Annotated in this window: 14 protein-coding genes; 7 read left to right on the forward strand and 7 right to left on the reverse strand. The window is 63.9% G+C overall.

The features are described from left to right. Positions 1-4: 4 nt before the first annotated feature. The 3 genes from FXB38_RS36945 (at position 5) to FXB38_RS36955 (ending at position 4477) form a co-directional block, all read left to right on the forward strand. On the forward strand, positions 5-2347 hold the full coding sequence (locus FXB38_RS36945; protein WP_148755854.1) for a xanthine dehydrogenase family protein molybdopterin-binding subunit: 2343 nt from the start codon (positions 5-7) through the stop codon (positions 2345-2347). A 15-nt stretch (positions 2348-2362) separates the two neighbouring features. Then, entirely contained in the window at positions 2363-3163 is an 801-nt protein-coding gene (locus FXB38_RS36950) for an FAD binding domain-containing protein (RefSeq protein ID WP_148755855.1), read from the forward strand. 201 nt (positions 3164-3364) lie between these two features. Then, a complete protein-coding gene (locus FXB38_RS36955) occupies positions 3365-4477 on the forward strand; it encodes a CaiB/BaiF CoA transferase family protein (RefSeq protein WP_148755856.1) in 1113 nt (370 codons plus the stop codon). A gap of 129 nt (positions 4478-4606) precedes the next feature. Here the strand turns inward: FXB38_RS36955 and hppD are convergent, their stop codons facing one another. Next, positions 4607-5725, reverse strand: coding sequence for a 4-hydroxyphenylpyruvate dioxygenase (gene hppD, locus FXB38_RS36960; RefSeq protein WP_148755857.1), 1119 nt, complete (start codon positions 5723-5725; stop codon positions 4607-4609). Between the two features lie 121 nt (positions 5726-5846). Between hppD and FXB38_RS36965 the strand changes: the two genes are divergently transcribed. Beyond that, positions 5847-6326: an Lrp/AsnC family transcriptional regulator gene (locus tag FXB38_RS36965; RefSeq protein WP_148755858.1), complete on the forward strand. Its 480-nt coding sequence runs from the start codon at positions 5847-5849 to the stop codon at positions 6324-6326. A 74-nt stretch (positions 6327-6400) separates the two neighbouring features. Then, the gene (locus FXB38_RS36970; RefSeq protein WP_148755859.1) at positions 6401-6712 is read left to right on the forward strand and encodes a DUF1272 domain-containing protein; all 312 of its coding nucleotides are present in this window, start codon (positions 6401-6403) and stop codon (positions 6710-6712) included. 149 nt (positions 6713-6861) lie between these two features. On the opposite strand, the gene fahA is transcribed toward FXB38_RS36970, so the two are convergent. From fahA to FXB38_RS36995, 5 genes are all read right to left on the reverse strand, one after another. Next, positions 6862-8133, reverse strand: a complete 1272-nt coding sequence (fahA, locus tag FXB38_RS36975; protein WP_148755860.1) for a fumarylacetoacetase — start codon at positions 8131-8133, stop codon at positions 6862-6864. A 124-nt stretch (positions 8134-8257) separates the two neighbouring features. Next, entirely contained in the window at positions 8258-9604 is a 1347-nt protein-coding gene (hmgA, locus tag FXB38_RS36980; RefSeq protein ID WP_187435408.1) for a homogentisate 1,2-dioxygenase, read from the reverse strand. Positions 9605-9606: 2 nt separating this feature from the next. After that, positions 9607-10563, reverse strand: a complete 957-nt coding sequence (locus FXB38_RS36985) for an MBL fold metallo-hydrolase (protein ID WP_148755862.1) — start codon at positions 10561-10563, stop codon at positions 9607-9609. 22 nt (positions 10564-10585) lie between these two features. Continuing rightward, on the reverse strand, positions 10586-10810 hold the full coding sequence (locus FXB38_RS36990; protein WP_148755863.1) for a DUF2783 domain-containing protein: 225 nt from the start codon (positions 10808-10810) through the stop codon (positions 10586-10588). Between the two features lie 7 nt (positions 10811-10817). Then, positions 10818-12434, reverse strand: coding sequence for an FAD-dependent oxidoreductase (locus FXB38_RS36995; protein ID WP_148755864.1), 1617 nt, complete (start codon positions 12432-12434; stop codon positions 10818-10820). Between the two features lie 110 nt (positions 12435-12544). On the opposite strand from FXB38_RS36995, the gene FXB38_RS37000 reads away from it, so the two are divergent. Next, positions 12545-13099 carry a MarR family winged helix-turn-helix transcriptional regulator gene (locus FXB38_RS37000; protein ID WP_148755865.1) on the forward strand — a complete coding sequence of 185 codons (555 nt, stop codon included), beginning with the start codon at positions 12545-12547 and terminating at the stop codon, positions 13097-13099. Here the strand turns inward: FXB38_RS37000 and FXB38_RS37005 are convergent, their stop codons facing one another. Beyond that, positions 13100-13906 (reverse strand): N-acyl homoserine lactonase family protein, encoded by an 807-nt coding sequence (locus tag FXB38_RS37005; RefSeq protein WP_148755866.1) that lies wholly within the window; start codon positions 13904-13906, stop codon positions 13100-13102. Positions 13907-14269: 363 nt separating this feature from the next. Between FXB38_RS37005 and FXB38_RS37010 the strand changes: the two genes are divergently transcribed. Then, positions 14270-15793: a caspase family protein gene (locus FXB38_RS37010; protein WP_148755867.1), complete on the forward strand. Its 1524-nt coding sequence runs from the start codon at positions 14270-14272 to the stop codon at positions 15791-15793. Positions 15794-15890 lie beyond the last annotated feature (97 nt).

Genomic DNA, 15890 nt, shown 5'->3' on the forward strand with positions numbered 1-15890 from the left:
AGACATGGGTGTTGAAGGCATCGGCGCGCGCGTCGTGCGCAAGGAAGACAAGCGTTTCATTACCGGCAAGGGCCGGTACGTCGACGACATCAAATTGCTGGGCATGACCCATGCCCATTTCATCCGCAGCCCGCACGCACACGCCAAGGTGAAGAACATCGACTCTTCCGCCGCGCTGAAGATGCCGGGCGTGGTCGCGGTCCTCACCGGACAGGAGCTGGTCGACGACAAGGTCGGCAACCTCATCTGCGGCTGGGCCATCACCTCCAAGGACGGCAGCCCGATGAAGATGGGGGCATGGCCGGCGATGGCGCCGGAGACGGTGCGCTTCGTCGGACAGGCCGTGGCGGTCGTCATCGCCGACACGAAGAATCTGGCGCGCGACGCGGCCGAGGCCGTGGTCGTGGATTATGAAGAGCTGCCGGCCGTCGCCGACATCCAGGCCGCGATCAAGTCCGGCGCACCGCAGCTTCACCCTGAGGCTCCCGGCAACCAGGTCTATGACTGGGTGATCGGCGACGAGGGCGCGACGGATGCCGCCTTCGCCAAGGCCGCCAACGTCGTCAAGCTCGACGTCACCAACAACCGCCTCGCCCCGAACGCGATGGAGCCGCGCGCGGCGATCGCCGATTACGATGCGGCGGAAGAGCACTTCACTCTCTATACGACCTCGCAGAACCCGCACGTCGCTCGCCTCGTGCTGTCGGCGTTCTACAACATTGCCCCCGAGCACAAGCTGCGCGTGATCGCCCCCGACGTCGGCGGCGGCTTCGGCTCGAAAATCTTCATCTACCCGGAAGAGATGGTGGCGTTGTGGGCCTCGAAGAAGGTCGGCCGTCCCGTGAAATGGACCGGCGACCGCACCGAAGCCTTCCTCACCGACGCGCATGGCCGCGACCATATCACCCATGCCGAGATGGCGCTCGACGCCAACAACAAGATCATCGGCTTGAAGGTGAAGACCTACGCCAATTTCGGCGCGTATATGTCGCTGTTCTCGTCGTCGGTGCCGACCTATCTCTACGCGACGCTGCTGTCGGGCCAGTACAACATCCCGGCGATCCATGCCGAGGTGGTCGGGGTCTACACCAACACCACGCCGGTCGATGCCTATCGCGGCGCGGGCCGCCCCGAGGCGAGCTACCTGATCGAACGTCTCATGGAGACGGCGGCGCGGCAGCTCAAGGTCGATCCGGCCCAGTTGCGCCGCACCAACTTCATCACCCAGTTCCCGCACCAGACGCCTGTGATCATGGCCTATGACACCGGCGACTTTAATGCCTCGCTCGACGCCGCGATGAAGGCGATCGACTATGCCGGCTTCGCCGCCCGCAAGGCGCAAGCCAAGTCGCAAGGCAAGCTGCGCGGCATCGGCGTCTCCTGCTACATCGAGGCCTGCGGCATTGCACCGTCGAAGGCTGTCGGCAGCCTGGGCGCCGGCGTCGGTCTCTGGGAATCGGCCGAAGTGCGCGTCAACCCGGTCGGCACCATCGAGATCCTCACGGGCTCGCATAGCCACGGACAGGGGCACGAAACCACGTTCTGCCAGCTCGTCGCAGAGCGCTTGGGTGTTCCCATCAGCCAGGTCTCGATCGTCCATGGCGACACCGACAAGGTGCAGTTCGGCATGGGCACCTACGGCTCGCGGTCGGCGGCTGTCGGTCTCACTGCGATCCTGAAGGCGATGGAGAAGATGGAATCCAAGGCCAAGAAGATCGCAGCGCATGCGCTCGAAGCGTCGGAAGCCGACATCGTCATCGAGAACGGCGAGTTCAAGGTGACCGGTACCGACAAGGCGATTGCGCTGCCGATGGTTGCGCTCGCGGCCTACACCGCACACAATCTGCCTGACGGGATGGAGCCGGGCCTGAAGGAAAGCGCCTTCTACGACCCGACCAACTTCACCTTCCCGGCCGGCGCTTACATCTGCGAGCTCGAGGTCGATCCCGGCACGGGCAAGACCTCCTTCGTCAACTTCGTCGCGGCCGACGATTTCGGCCGGCTGATCAACCCGATGATCGTCGAGGGCCAGGTCCATGGCGGCCTTGCCCAGGGCATCGGACAAGCGCTGCTCGAGCACGCCATCTACGATGCCAACGGCCAGCCGGTCACGGCCTCGTTCATGGATTATTCCATGCCGCGCGCCGACGATCTGCCCTCGTTCAATCTCTCCCACACCACGACGCTGTGCCCGGGCAATCCGCTCGGCATCAAGGGTTGCGGTGAAGCCGGCGCGATCGGCGCCTCTGCGGCCGTGATCAATGCGATCACGGATGCGATCGGCAAGAACAACCTGGAAATGCCCGCAACCCCGGACCGGGTGTGGCGCACGATCCACGCGGCTTAAGAGGGAGCATCAAAGATGTATCAGACCACTTATCATCGCGCCTCCTCGGTCGACGAGGCCGCCGCTCTCTTCGCCAAGGGCAGTGAGGCGAAATTTCTCGCAGGCGGCCAGACGCTGCTGCCGGTGATGAAGCAGCGGCTCGCCAGCCCCTCCGACGTGATCGATCTCGGCAGGATCAAGGAGCTGATCGGCATCGAGGCCTCCGGCGACACGCTGAGCGTCAAGGCCGCCACGCCGCATTACGAGGTCGCGACCAGCGATGCTGTGAAGAAAGCGATACCCGCGCTCGCCTATCTCGCCTCGCTGATCGGCGACCCCGCCGTGCGCTACCGCGGCACGATCGGTGGCTCGCTCGCCAACAACGATCCGGCCGCGGATTATCCGGCCGCGACGCTGGCACTCGGCGCAACGATCAAGACCAACAAGCGCTCGATTGCGGCGGACGACTATTTCAAGGGCCTGTTCACGACAGCCCTTGAAGACGGCGAGATTATCACCGCCGTCTCGTTCCCGGTTCCTGCGAAAGCCGGTTATGCGAAATTCCCGCATCCAGCCTCGCGCTTTGCGCTGACCGCAGTCTTCGTCGCGCAAATGAAGTCGGGCGAGATCCGCGCCGCCGCGACCGGCGCTTCGCAGAGCGGCGTGATGCGGGTGCCTGCAATCGAGGCAGCGCTGAAGGCGAACTGGTCGCCGACAGCAATCGATGGCGTGAACATTTCGGCGAGCAATCTGCTGGCCGACATTCACGGCAGTGCAGAGTACCGCGCCAACCTCATCAAAGTGATGGCGCAGCGCGCCGTAACTGCCGCTGGCTGATAGCGCCTCAACACAAATCTTCTGCGGCGCGCAGCAATGCGCGCCGCTTTTATGATGCGCCCATGCGTGAAAAGCGCTTGCCTCGTTGGCGTGAAGGCGAGAAAAGTTAATCAGCCAATTAACTCGCCCCAGAGAGGAACGTCCGGCGCGGCTGCCGACCAATCGGCATCCGCCGCCCGCGACCCAAGGAAAACAAAACCCGTGCTCGACAAACCCGCCAAGAACACATCCGTCGGCACTTCAGGCCCGCTCGCGGGCTTCCGCGTCGTCGAATTCGCCGGCATCGGACCCGGCCCGTTCGCCTGCATGATGCTGGCCGACATGGGCGCCGATGTCGTCACGCTCGACCGCGTCGGCGCCAAGAAGAGCCTGAAGTCGGTGGCGGGCCGCGGTCGCACGGTGATCGAGCTCGACCTCAAGGACAAGGAGTCCATCGCACAGGTGCTCGACCTGCTCGCCAGCGCCGACGCGCTGGTCGAAGGTTTTCGCCCCGGCGTGATGGAACGGCTCGGCCTTGGCCCCGATATCGTGCTCGCGCGCAATCCAAAGCTCGTCTACGGCCGCATGACCGGTTGGGGCCAGGAAGGCCCGCTTGCGAATGCAGCCGGCCATGACATCAACTACATCTCGATCACCGGTGCGCTCGCCGCGATCGGACCTGAGGAAGCGCCGGTGCCGCCGCTCAACCTGGTTGGCGATTTCGGCGGCGGGGCGCTCTATCTGGTCGTCGGCGTGCTCGCCGCACTGCTGGAAGCCTCGAGGTCCGGCAAGGGCCAGGTGGTCGACGCCGCGATGTGCGACGGCGCGGCATCGCTGATGTCGTTCTTCTTCGACATGAAAACGCTCGGCCGCTGGACCGAAGGTCGCAACCGGAACTTCCTCGACGGCGGCGCCCACTTTTACGGCGTCTATGAATGCGCCTGCGGCCATTTCGTTTCGATCGGCTCGATCGAGCCGCAGTTCTACGCGCTGCTGCGCGAGCACGCAGGCCTGCTAGATGCCGATTTCGACGCGCAGATGGATCCCAAGGCCTGGCCCGCGCTGAAGGAGAAGCTGAAGGCCGTGTTCAAGAGCAAGACGCGCGAGGACTGGTGCAAGATCATGGAAGGCAGCGACATCTGCTTCGCGCCGGTGCTGACCATGTCGGAAGCGACGCAGCATCCACACATGGTCGCGCGAAACGTGTTCGTCGAACGCCACGGCGTGAAGCAGCCCGCACCGGCGCCGCGCTTCTCGCGCACGCCGTCCGTGGTGCGCGAGCCGGAGGGCGCTGAGATCGCGGCGGTGATGCAGGCGTGGAAAGCGGCGAAGTAACCCCCGTCGCACGATCCTGTAGGGTGGGCAAAGGCGCTCTTGCGCCGTGCCCACCATCTCTCCACGAATCCGGTAGAGGTGGTGGGCACGCTCACGCTTTGCCCACCCTACAGCAGCGCGGCTGACGGCCTAAGCCGCATCCTCCACCTTCAACACCCCGCGCCGGATCTGATCCTCCTCGATCGACTCGAACAGGGCTTTGAAATTGCCCTCGCCAAAGCCGTCGTCGCCCTTGCGCTCGATGAACTCGAAGAAGATCGGGCCGATCGCATTGGCCGAGAATATCTGCAGCAGCACCTTGGTCTGGCCACCGTCGACCACGCCCTCGCCGTCGATGAGAATGCCGTTCTTCTGCAAGCGTGCGACGTCCTCGCCATGCTTGGGCAGGCGCGCATCGATGCGTTCGAAATAGGTCTCGGGCGGCGCCGGCATGAACGGCAGGCCTGCTTCGCGCAGGCCTTCGATGGCGCGGTAGATGTCGCGGCAGCCGCAGGCGATGTGCTGGATGCCTTCGCCGCGATAGATTTTCAGATACTCCTCGATCTGGCCGGAGTCGCCGGCGTCCTCGTTGATCGGAATCCGGATCTTGCCGTCCGGGCTGGTCAGCGCGCGCGAGAACAGGCCCGAGGCGCGGCCCTCGATGTCGAAGAAGCGGATCTGACGGAAGTTGAACAACTTTTCATAGAAGCCGGTCCAGACGTCCATACGGCCGCGATGGACGTTGTGGGTGAGGTGATCGAGATAGAACAGGCCCGCACCGACCGGCCGCGGATCGCGTGCGCCTAGCCACTCGAACTCGGCATCATAGGCCGAGCCGTTGGCACCGTAGCGGTCGACGAAATAGAGCAGGCTGCCGCCGATGCCCTTGATCGCGGGCACGTTGAGCGTCTTCTGCGCGGACGGCACATCGGCTGGCTCCGCACCGAGCGCAATCGCCCGGTCATACGCGACCTTCGCATCGACCACGCGGAACGCCATCGACGGCGCGCAGGGGCCGTGTGCGGCGACGAACTCGTAACCGTGGGTGCCGGGCTCCTCGTTGACGAGATAGTTGATGTCGCCCTGGCGATAGACCGTGATTGTCTTGGTCTTGTGCCGCGCGACGGGCGCATAGCCCATCAGCTTGAACAGGTCATGCAGCTCTTGCGGATTGGGATGCGCATATTCGACGAACTCGAAGCCGTCGGTGCCCATCGGATTGTCGGCTGTGATCGTGGCCGGCGGTGCATCGTGCGGAAACGGACCCATGCTGCTCTCCCAATCTGCTGCTGGGATGAACTATCCTTCACGGGACGCGCAATGAGCGTGCAAATGGACCGCGTTTTGGCTATCGTACGCACGATCCGTGCACAAAATGGACAAATGACGCATGATTCCGCTGGATGCCTTCGACCTCAAGATCCTGGGCGCACTCCAGGATGACGGCCGCCTCACCAACCAGGAGCTTGCCGAGCAAGCCGGCCTCTCGGCTTCGCAATGCTCGCGCCGGCGAATGCGGCTGGAGGAAGAGAAGATTATCGCTGGCTATCACGCCGACCTCTCCAGCGAGGCGCTAGGCTTCGGCGTGATCGCCTTCATCCAGGTGGGACTTGCGACCCACTCGCCGGACAATTCAAAACGCTTCCGGGCGCTGGTCAACCGCATCGACGAGATCCAGGAGGCCTATTCGCTCACGGGCGACGCCGACTATGTGCTGAAAGCCGTGCTGCGCGATCTCAAAGGGCTCTCCAACCTCGTCAACGACGTGCTGATGCCGCACCAGAGCGTGGCGCATGTGCGCTCCTCGATCGTGCTGGACCGGCTGAAGGAAAGCTCCAAGCTGCCGCTGAAAGATTTGAAGGCTGGCTGAAATCGAGGGAACTACGCCATTCGCGCCGCGCGCGCGATCTGCGATGATCCCGGCCAGCTCTCGGAGATTGACCCATGGCGCTCCAGCTTCGACCGAACTGCGAATATTGCGATCGCGACCTGCCGCCTGATGCAACGGATGCGCGGATCTGCTCCTATGAATGCACGTTCTGTGCGGATTGCGTGGAGACAAAGCTCTCCAACGTCTGCCCGAACTGCGGCGGCGGCTTTGCCCCGCGCCCGATCAGGCCGACGCAGGAGTGGCGCCCGGGCGTATGCACGAGCAAGCAGGCGCCGTCCGACAAGCGGGTGCATTTGAAGTACAGCCTCGACGACGTCGCAGCACACTGCGCGAGGGTCAAGGGCGTGCCGCCGGAGAAGCGCTGAGCTCTCTCCACGTCATTGCGAGGAGCTCGCGACAAAATTGCGAAGCAATTTTGCGCTGATGCGACGAAGCAATCCAGACTGCCGCTGCGGAGAGATTCTGGATTGCTTCGCTGCGCTCGCAATGACGGAGTTTGTCGCGATAACGGAATTCACTCCGCCGGCACAATCGTCCCCTCGACCTCGCCGAACCCGACGCGATAACCATTCCCCTGGCACCAGCCGCGCATGACAATGCTGTCGCCGTCTTCCAGGAACGAGCGTTTGACGCCGCCGGGCAATTCCACTGGCTCAGTGCCGTTCCAGCTGATCTCCAGCAAGCTGCCGCGCTGGTTCTTCTCAGGGCCGGAAATGGTGCCGCTGCCGAGGAGATCGCCGACATTCATCGCGCAGCCAGAGGAGGCGTGATGCATCAGCTGCTGCACCGAGGACCAGTACATATACTTGAAGTTTGTCCGGCTGATGCCGGCAGGCGCATTGGCGCCGGCGCCATGCAAGGAGACGTCGAGCTCCAGATCGTAATTCTGCGGCTTTGCCTGCTTGAGATAATCGAGCGGCTCCGGCTCCTGCGTCGGCCCCTTCAGGCGGAACGGCTCCAGTGCTTCGCGCGTCACCACCCACGGGCTGATCGAGGTCGCGAACGCTTTCGCCAGGAACGGGCCGAGCGGCACATATTCCCATTGCTGGATGTCGCGCGCGCTCCAGTCGTTGAGCAGCACGAAGCCGAAGATCATCTCTTCGGCCTGTTGCTCGGTGAGCATACCGCCCATGGCTGAGGGCTGGCCGACCACGACGCCCATCTCCAGCTCGAAATCGAGCCGCTTGCACGGGCCAAAACTCGGCACTTCCGCATTCGGCGGCTTCAACTGCCCGCGCGGCCGCTTCACCTTGGTGCCCGAGACCACGACGGTGGACGCGCGGCCGTTATAGCCGATCGGCATGTGCAGCCAGTTCGGCTGCAGCGCATTATCCTTGCCGCGGAACATCACGCCGACATTGGTGGCGTGCTCTTTCGACGAATAGAAGTCGGTATAGCCGGAGACCGCGAACGGCAGATGCAGTATCACCTCGCGCATCGGCACCAGCGCCTGCTTGCGCAGCTCCTCATTGTCGCGCAGCTCCGGATGATCGTGGCGCAGCAGCTCGCTGATGCGCGCCCGCGTCCCGGTCCAGACTTTTGGCCCGAGCGCCATGAAGGGATTGAGCGAAGGGCCGGAGAACACGCCGAGCGGACCGACATCGAGCCGCGAGTCCTGCTCGAGCTCCCAGAGATCGAGCACATAGTTGCCGATCGCAACGCCACCGCGCGGCGTCGGATTACGCGCGGTCGAGAACACGCCATAGGGCAGGTTCTGGATCGGGAAGTCGGAGGCGGGGTCGACCTCGATGAAGGAACGGAGGCTGGGATCGTTGGGGTGGGGCACATGAATCTCCGGACTTGAGACCGTCATGGCCGGGCTTGTCCCGGCCATCCACGATCTTTCCTCTGCGCATCAAGACGTGGATGCCCGGGACAAGCCCGGGCATGACGGCGACATAGTTGGACGGTCACGGCCGGTTCGGATCGAACCGCTTCTCCAGGCCCTTCCAGCAATCCGCGTAATCGTCCTGCAGCGTCGACGCATTCGCGGCATGCGCTGTCACGCGCTGCGGGTAGCGGGTCTCGAACATGAAGGCCATGGTGCCCGTGAGCTTGACCGGCTCCAGCTCGCCATTGCTGGCGTGCTCGAAGGCGTCGCGATCGGGGCCGTGCGGTAGCATGCAATTGTGCAGGCTGATGCCGCCTGGGACGAAGCCCTGCGGCTTGGCGTCGTAGACGCCGTAGATCAGACCCATGAACTCGCTCATGATGTTCATGTGATACCAGGGCGGACGGAAGGTGTTTTCTGCGACCAGCCAGCGCTCGGGGAAGATGACGAAGTCGATATTCGCGGTGCCCGCGGTCTCCGAGGGCGACGTCAGCACCGTGAAGATCGAGGGATCGGGGTGGTCGAAACCAATCGCGCCGACCGGCGAGAAGGTGCGCAGATCGTATTTGTAGGGCGCGTAATTGCCGTGCCAGGCGACGACGTCGATCGGCGAATGGGCGAGCTGCGTCTTGAACAGCGAGCCGCCCCATTTCACGAACAGCTCTGTCGGCCTGTCCATGTCCTCATAGTGCGCGACCGGCGTCAGGAAGTCCCGCGCGTTCGCAAGACAGTTGGCGCCGATCGGCCCGCGCTCCGGCAGCGTGAAGGCGCCGCCATAGTTTTCGCAGAGATAGCCGCGCGCCGGACCATTTGGAATCTCGACACGGAATTTCACGCCGCGCGGGATCACGACGATCTCGCCGGGCTCAGCGTCGATGCGGCCGAATTCCGTGACGACGCGAAGATTGCCCTGCTGGAGCACGAACATCAACTCGCCGTCGGCATTGTAGAAATGCTGGTCCACCATCGACTTGGTGATGAGATAGACATGCGCGGCCATGCCGGCCTGCGTATTGACGTCACCGGCGGTCGTCATGGTCTGCACGCCCTGGAGGAAGGTCATGTCCTCCTTCGGCAGCGGCGCCGGATCCCAGCGCAGTTGCGCGATCGGCAAATCGTTCTCGTGGCACGGCGCCGAGCGCCACAGACCGGCATCGGCCTTCTCGAAGCGGCCGGAGTGCTTCACCGAGGGGCGGATGCGATAGAGCCAGGAGCGCTCGTTGGTGCCGCGCGGCGCGGTGAAGGGCGAGCCCGAGAGCTGTTCGGCATAGAGGCCGTAGGCGCAACGCTGCGGCGAGTTGCGCCCGATCGGCAGCGCGCCAGGCAGCGCTTCGGTCTCAAAACTGTTGCCGAATCCGGACATGTAGCCCGGCGTCACCTGCGCCGAGCTGCGGATGATCTGATCGGGTGAGGTATTGACGTTCATGACTATCCTCCTCCTTGCAGGGCCGCCCACATTTCCTGGTCTCGCTTGTCGGTCCAGATCACGGGGTCGTCGATTCCCGATGCTTCGTCATAGGCGCGCGACACATTGAATGGCAGGCAGTGCTCGTAGATGGCAAAACTGTGAAATTTCGGGTCCATCACTTCGCGCGTCGCGGCCATCGATTCCTTCAGCGTGCGCCCCTTGGCGACCGAGACTTCGGCCGCGCCATAGAGCGAGGTGACGAAGTCGCGTGTCATGGCGATGGCCTCGCGCACGGTGGCTGTGCCCTTGAGCGCATCGCCGCGGCCCGGCGCGATCGCCTTGGGATTGAAATTGCGGATCTCGTTCAGCGTCAGCGGCCATTCGCGCAGATGCGCATCACCGCAATAGCAGGCCGAGTGATATTCGATGAGATCGCCGGAGAACATCACCTCGGCATCCGGCACCCAGGCGACGATGTCGCCGGAGGTGTGGCCGGCACCGAGCTGCATCAGCCGCACCTCGCGCTTGCCGAGATAGATCGACATCTCGCCTTCGAAGGTCAGCGTCGGCCAGGTCAGGCCGGGAATGCTTTGGGCATCCTGGAACAGGCGGGGAAAACGGCCATACTCGGAATCCCAATCCTGCTGACCACGTTCCTCGATCAGACGATAAGTCTCCTGCGAGGCGACGATTCCCTGCGCCTTGTAGGCGGAGGCGCCGAGCACGCGCACGGCGTGATAATGCGACAGCACGACATATTTGATCGGCTTGTCGGTGACGGTGCGCACACGCTCGATCACCTTGTTGGCCATTGCGGGCGTCGACTGCGCGTCGAACACGAGGCAGCCGTCGTCGCCGACGATGATCGCCGTGTTCGGATCGCCTTCGGCGGTGAACGCGTAGAGATCGGCGCCGATCTCGGAGAAGGTGATCTTCTTCTCGGAGAGATCGCCGGTGGATGCGAAATTCTTCGCCATCAGTTCATCCTCAAGTCTTGGGTTACTGTTGCTGCTGTTGTTGCTGCTGGCCGTCGATCATGCGGCGTTTCGCCAGCACGAGCGCTTCCCGCAGCACGTCGATATCGCCGATATGGTTGGCGAGGATCAGCACCAGCGCCGCGTCGAAATCCGCGCTCTGCTCGTCGGTGAGGCCGCGATGAGCCTCGACGATGGCGCGAAAGGCATCGTCGGGCAGCGCAAAATTGGAGCTGGTGGAAAGCGGCATATCAACCTCAATTCAGACCTGCTGCTCGCGATAGCGCGGCCGTGATCGCCTCACGCGTCGGATGGCGGAAGCGCGCTGCGACGTAGCCGTCGGGCCTGAGCAGATAAGCGGAGCCCGGCTCGGCATCATAGCGCTTGGCGACGAGGCCCGAGGGATCGGCAAGTCCGCTCTCGCCGCCGATAAGAATATCCTTCACGCCATCGGGTGCATCAATCGCTGCGCCATTGCTGAACGACAGCAAAGTGAAATCAGTTCCATCCTGGCGGAACGCATCGGTCAGATAGGCTTGGCCCGCCACAGGGGCGTCGAGCATGGAACAGCCGGGCCGCGGGCCAGCATCCCACGCGTCGGCATCGGGTGACGACAGCGGCGAGTCATAGCTGCATGGCACCGACAGCCGGCCGCCATTGACCATGCGCTTGCCGAACTCGGTTTCCTTGGCGAGCGACAGCACCGCCTGGCGCAGCCGGGCTTCCTGATGCGAGTTCGGCGCCATGAAATCGGTCGAGCGGGTGGATTCGCGGATATTCTCGTCGGCAGCCCCGCTGCGCTCGACATGGTAGCTTTCGAGCAGGCTTGCGGGCGAGGTGCCGCGCAGCACGCGGTCGAGCTTCCAGGACAGGTTTTCGGCGTCCTCGAGTCCCGAGTTCGCCCCACGCGCGCCGAAGGGCGAGACCTGGTGTGCAGAATCGCCCGCAAAAATCACGCGGCCGTGGATGAAGCGATCCATGCGTCGGCACTGGAATTTGTAGAGCGAGATCCACTCGAACTCGAACTTGTCGTGGCCGAGCATCCGCGCGAGCCGTGGCCGCACGTTCTCAGGCTTCTTCTCGACGACGGGATCGGCATCACGGCTGAGCTGGAGATCGATGCGCCAGACATCGTCGGGCTGCCGGTGCAGCAACGCCGAACGTCCGGCATGAAACGGCGGATCGAACCAGAACCAGCGCTCCGTCGGAAACTCCGCCGTCATCTTGACGTCGGCGATCAGGAACTGATCCTCGAACACCTGTCCGGCGAACTCGGCGCCGACCATCTGCCGCAGCGAGGACCGCGCACCGTCGCAGGCGACGACATATTGCCCATGCAGGCGATGGGCGCCTTCGGGCGTCTCGATCGTCAGCGCAACGGAATCGTTGCGTTGCTCGACCGCCGTCACCTTGTTGCGCCAGCGCAGGTCGATCCCTGGCAGATCGCCGATGCGATCGACCAGATAGGCCTCGGCGTAATATTGCTGGAGATTGATGAAGGCCGGCCGCTTGTGACCGTCCTCGGGCAGCAGGTTGAACTGATAGAGCTGAGACTCGCCGTGAAAGATACGGCCGACGCTCCACACGACGCCCTTGTCGACCATGCGGTCGGCAACGCCGAGCCGGTCCCAATATTCCAGCGAGCGCTTCGAGAAGCAGATCGCGCGCGAGCCCTCGCCGATGCGGTCGGCATCATCCAGAAGGACGACGCGCTGGCCGCGCTGGGCGAGATCGATCGCCAGCGACAGCCCGACGGGCCCTGCGCCGACGACCACGACCGGATGCTCGGCCGGATTTTGGCCGGGGCGGTCCTGGTCGGAGTGGCGGCGATAGCCGAACTGGGTTTTGGCCTGATGCGTATTGGCGCCTGCCATACACTAACCTCGGCTCTGGTCAGGAGAGGACCGACCTGCTAGATAGTCTCACGTGCAACTATTTTGGACCGGAGCCGGCCGGCCGTCAACTGGAATTCGGAGCGCTCTTCTTGGCGAGGACATCCAGCGACATCGCGTTGAAGACACGGCAAGCCGACGAGGCTTCATCGCGGCCCAAGGCGCGACCCAAGTCGCGGCTCGATCTGTTCAGATTCGTGCCGTTCCGCCTCAACCGGCTGGCAGCGGAGGTCAGTTCCGCGCTCGCGGTCGAATATCAGGAACGTCACGGCCTCGACATTCCGGCCTGGCGCGTGATGGCCACGCTCGGCTTCCGCAACGATGCCTGTAGCGCGCAATACATCTCCCAATGCACCCGCACGCACAAATCCACCATCAGCCGCGCGGTGACGGCGCTGCTGCATGACGACCTGATCGAGCGGGTCGAGAACGAAGCCGACCGCCGCGAATTCCGCCTGCAGCTGACGAAGAAGGGCCGCGCGCTTTACGAGGAGCTGTTCCCGCAATTGCTGCTGCGGGAAGACGAGATCCTCGCCTGCCTCTCCGCACAGGAACGCAAGCAGCTCTCCACGCTGCTCGGCAAGATCGAGGATAGCCTCGACCTGATCCAGACCAGCGAAGAGGCCGACGCCAAGCAGGCGTATTAATCACTTCGCAAACGACCGCGTCGGCGGCAAATGCAGCGCCCAGGCGTCGACCTTGTCGCTCGCTCGCGGATAGATCTCAGTCACGATCGGATCGTGGCCGGGAATATAGCGGTCGGGATCGCCGGCGAGACGTTCGATCGTCTCCCAGCCCACGGCCATGTCGCCGACATTGTAGACGATCGGGAACGGGCTACGGCGCTGCAGATTGGCGTAGTAATGCGCAGCGTCGGACGCCAGCACCACCGGACCGCGCGCGGTCTCGGCCTTGACCACCTGCAAGCCGTCGGAATGGCCGCCGACACGGTGCACGGTGACACCAGGCGCGACCTCGCCGTCGCCGGAATAGAAATGGACGCGCTCGCGATAGACATGGCGCACCATCTGGGTGACGTGCTCGACCGAGAATGGATGTCGCAGCAGTCCGTTGCACATGCAGCGGCCGGTGGCGTAAGCCATCTCGCGCTCCTGGAGATGGAAGCGCGCGTTCGGGAAGCGGTCGAGATTGCCGGCGTGATCGTAATGCAGATGCGTCACAATAATGTCGCGAATGCTCGATGCGGCAACGCCAAAACGCTCCAGCGCATCGACCGGATTGAGCGTCAGCTTGCGCGCGCGCGAGGTCGCCTCCTCGGCATTGAAGCCGGTATCGACCAGAATATCGCGGCCCTGCCCTCGGATCAGCCAAACGAAGTAGTCGAGATCCTGCGCGGCGCTATCATGCGGGTCGGGCGCCAGAAAATTCATGCTGGGGGTGCGCGGCGACATGGTCGCATAACGCAGAGCATAGATCTCGTAGGCGTTTCCCATGACTTTGATCCCGGCTTTTGCTTTTTCTGAATGGACCTGCCGCGCACCAAGCCATTGCCCGCAGCAAAGGTCAAACGCCTGCGGCGGACGCAGGGCGCAATGTGAGACCAATCACATTTTGGTCGCGAGTACCGGCCTAACGTGACAGCAGGAACCCTGAACGAGAATGCGTCGAGTAGAGCCGTGACCGCCGACTTATTCCCCTCGCCGCCGGCCCGTACATCGCGGTCAATTGTCGCGATAGTGCCGAATCTCCAAGCGGTTGACGCCCCGACTCCCCGGTTTGATAATGCACATTGCGTAAGTTAAGGTCGCCGCGGCGCAAGCTGGTAACGGCGCCTTTTTGGCTGGACCGCGCTGATTATGAAAATTCGCCTGCTTTTTCTTCTGCCATTGCTTGTCTCGCTCATCCCGACCGCCCCGTCGCACGCGGCCGGCGACCGCTACGGTCTGGTCATCGGCAATGCCAAATATCCGGACGCGGACACTCCGCTGAAGGAGCCGATCAACGACAGCCGCGATGTCGCCGACGAGCTCAAGCGCGACGGCTTTTCGGTCGAGGTCGGCGAAAACCTGACCGGCGATGGCATGCGCCGCGCCTTCGACAAGCTCTATGGCAAGATCAAGCCGGGCTCGGTGGCGCTGATCTTCTACAGCGGGTTCGGCATCCAGTCGGCACGCCAGAGCTACATGATCCCGGTCGACGCACAGATCTGGACCGAGTCCGACGTCCGTCGCGACGGTTTCAGCATCGAAGCGATCCTGGGCGAGCTCAACACCCGTGGCGCCGGCGTCAAGATCGCGCTGATCGATGCCAGCAGGCGCAACCCGTTCGAACGGCGGTTCCGCAGCTTTTCGGCGGGTCTGACCCCGGTCATCGCGCCGAACGGCACGCTGGTGATGTATTCGGCGGCGCTGGCGTCCGTGGTGTCGGACGCCGGAGGCGACCACAGCCTCTTTGTTCAGGAACTGCTCAAGGAAATCCGCGTCCCCGACCTGATGGCGGAGGAGACGCTGAACCGCACCAAGATGGGCGTCACCCGCGCCTCGCGCGGCGAGCAGGTGCCGTGGATCTCGTCCTCGCTCGCCGAGGATTTCTCGTTCATTCCGGGGGCCGCGGGATCGCGCCCGACAGCGGCGACCCCGCCACCGGCGCCTCCCGCACCGCCGCCGGCTGCGGTCGCCAACAACCCGCCTCCGGCTCCGCCCGCCCCGCCAGCACCACCTGTGGCTGCGAACAATCCGCCGGCGCCGCCTGCATCTCCGTCACCGCCGCCGGCACCGAAGCCGCAGGTTGAGGCCGCGCTGCCTCCGCCGCAAGCGCCGGTCAAACCGGCCGAGCCAGCTCCGGCGCCGAACGCGGATGGCGGGCCGAGCGCGGCCGTGCTGGCTGAGGATCCCACCATCAAGGGCCTGACGGCCAAGATCGCCACCAATCCGGACGACGTGAATGCGCTGTACCGGCGCGGCCAGGTCTATGCCAGCAAAGGGGCCTACAGCCTCGCCATCAGGGATTTTGACGACACGCTCCGGATCAATGCGAAGGACGTCGAGGCGCTGAACAACCGCTGCTGGACCCGTGCCGTGGTCGGCGACCTCCAGGCCGCGCTGAAGGATTGCAACGAGGCGCTGCGGCTACGGCCGAATTTCGTCGATGCGCTGGACAGCCGGGGGCTGGTGAACCTCAAATCCGGAGCGGTGAAGAATGCCATCGCCGATTTCGACGCCGCACTGAAGATCAACCCGCGGCTGACCTCCTCACTCTTTGGACGGGGGATCGCCAAGCAGCGCAACGGCTCGGCCCAGGAAGGCGCGCTCGACCTCGCCAATGCCAAGGCGATGGATCCGAACATCGCGCAGGAATTCGCAAGTTACGGAGTGCGTTGATATTTTTTGATTTGAGGCCAGCGGCGCCTCGAACCCGTGGCGGCCCGGCAAAGACTAACCGAACGGACGCCGCAGGCGGCCTTGCCGTGGGGGCCAT

The sequence above is a fragment of the Bradyrhizobium cytisi genome, from assembly GCF_008123515.1.
Classification (GTDB): domain Bacteria; phylum Pseudomonadota; class Alphaproteobacteria; order Rhizobiales; family Xanthobacteraceae; genus Bradyrhizobium; species Bradyrhizobium cytisi.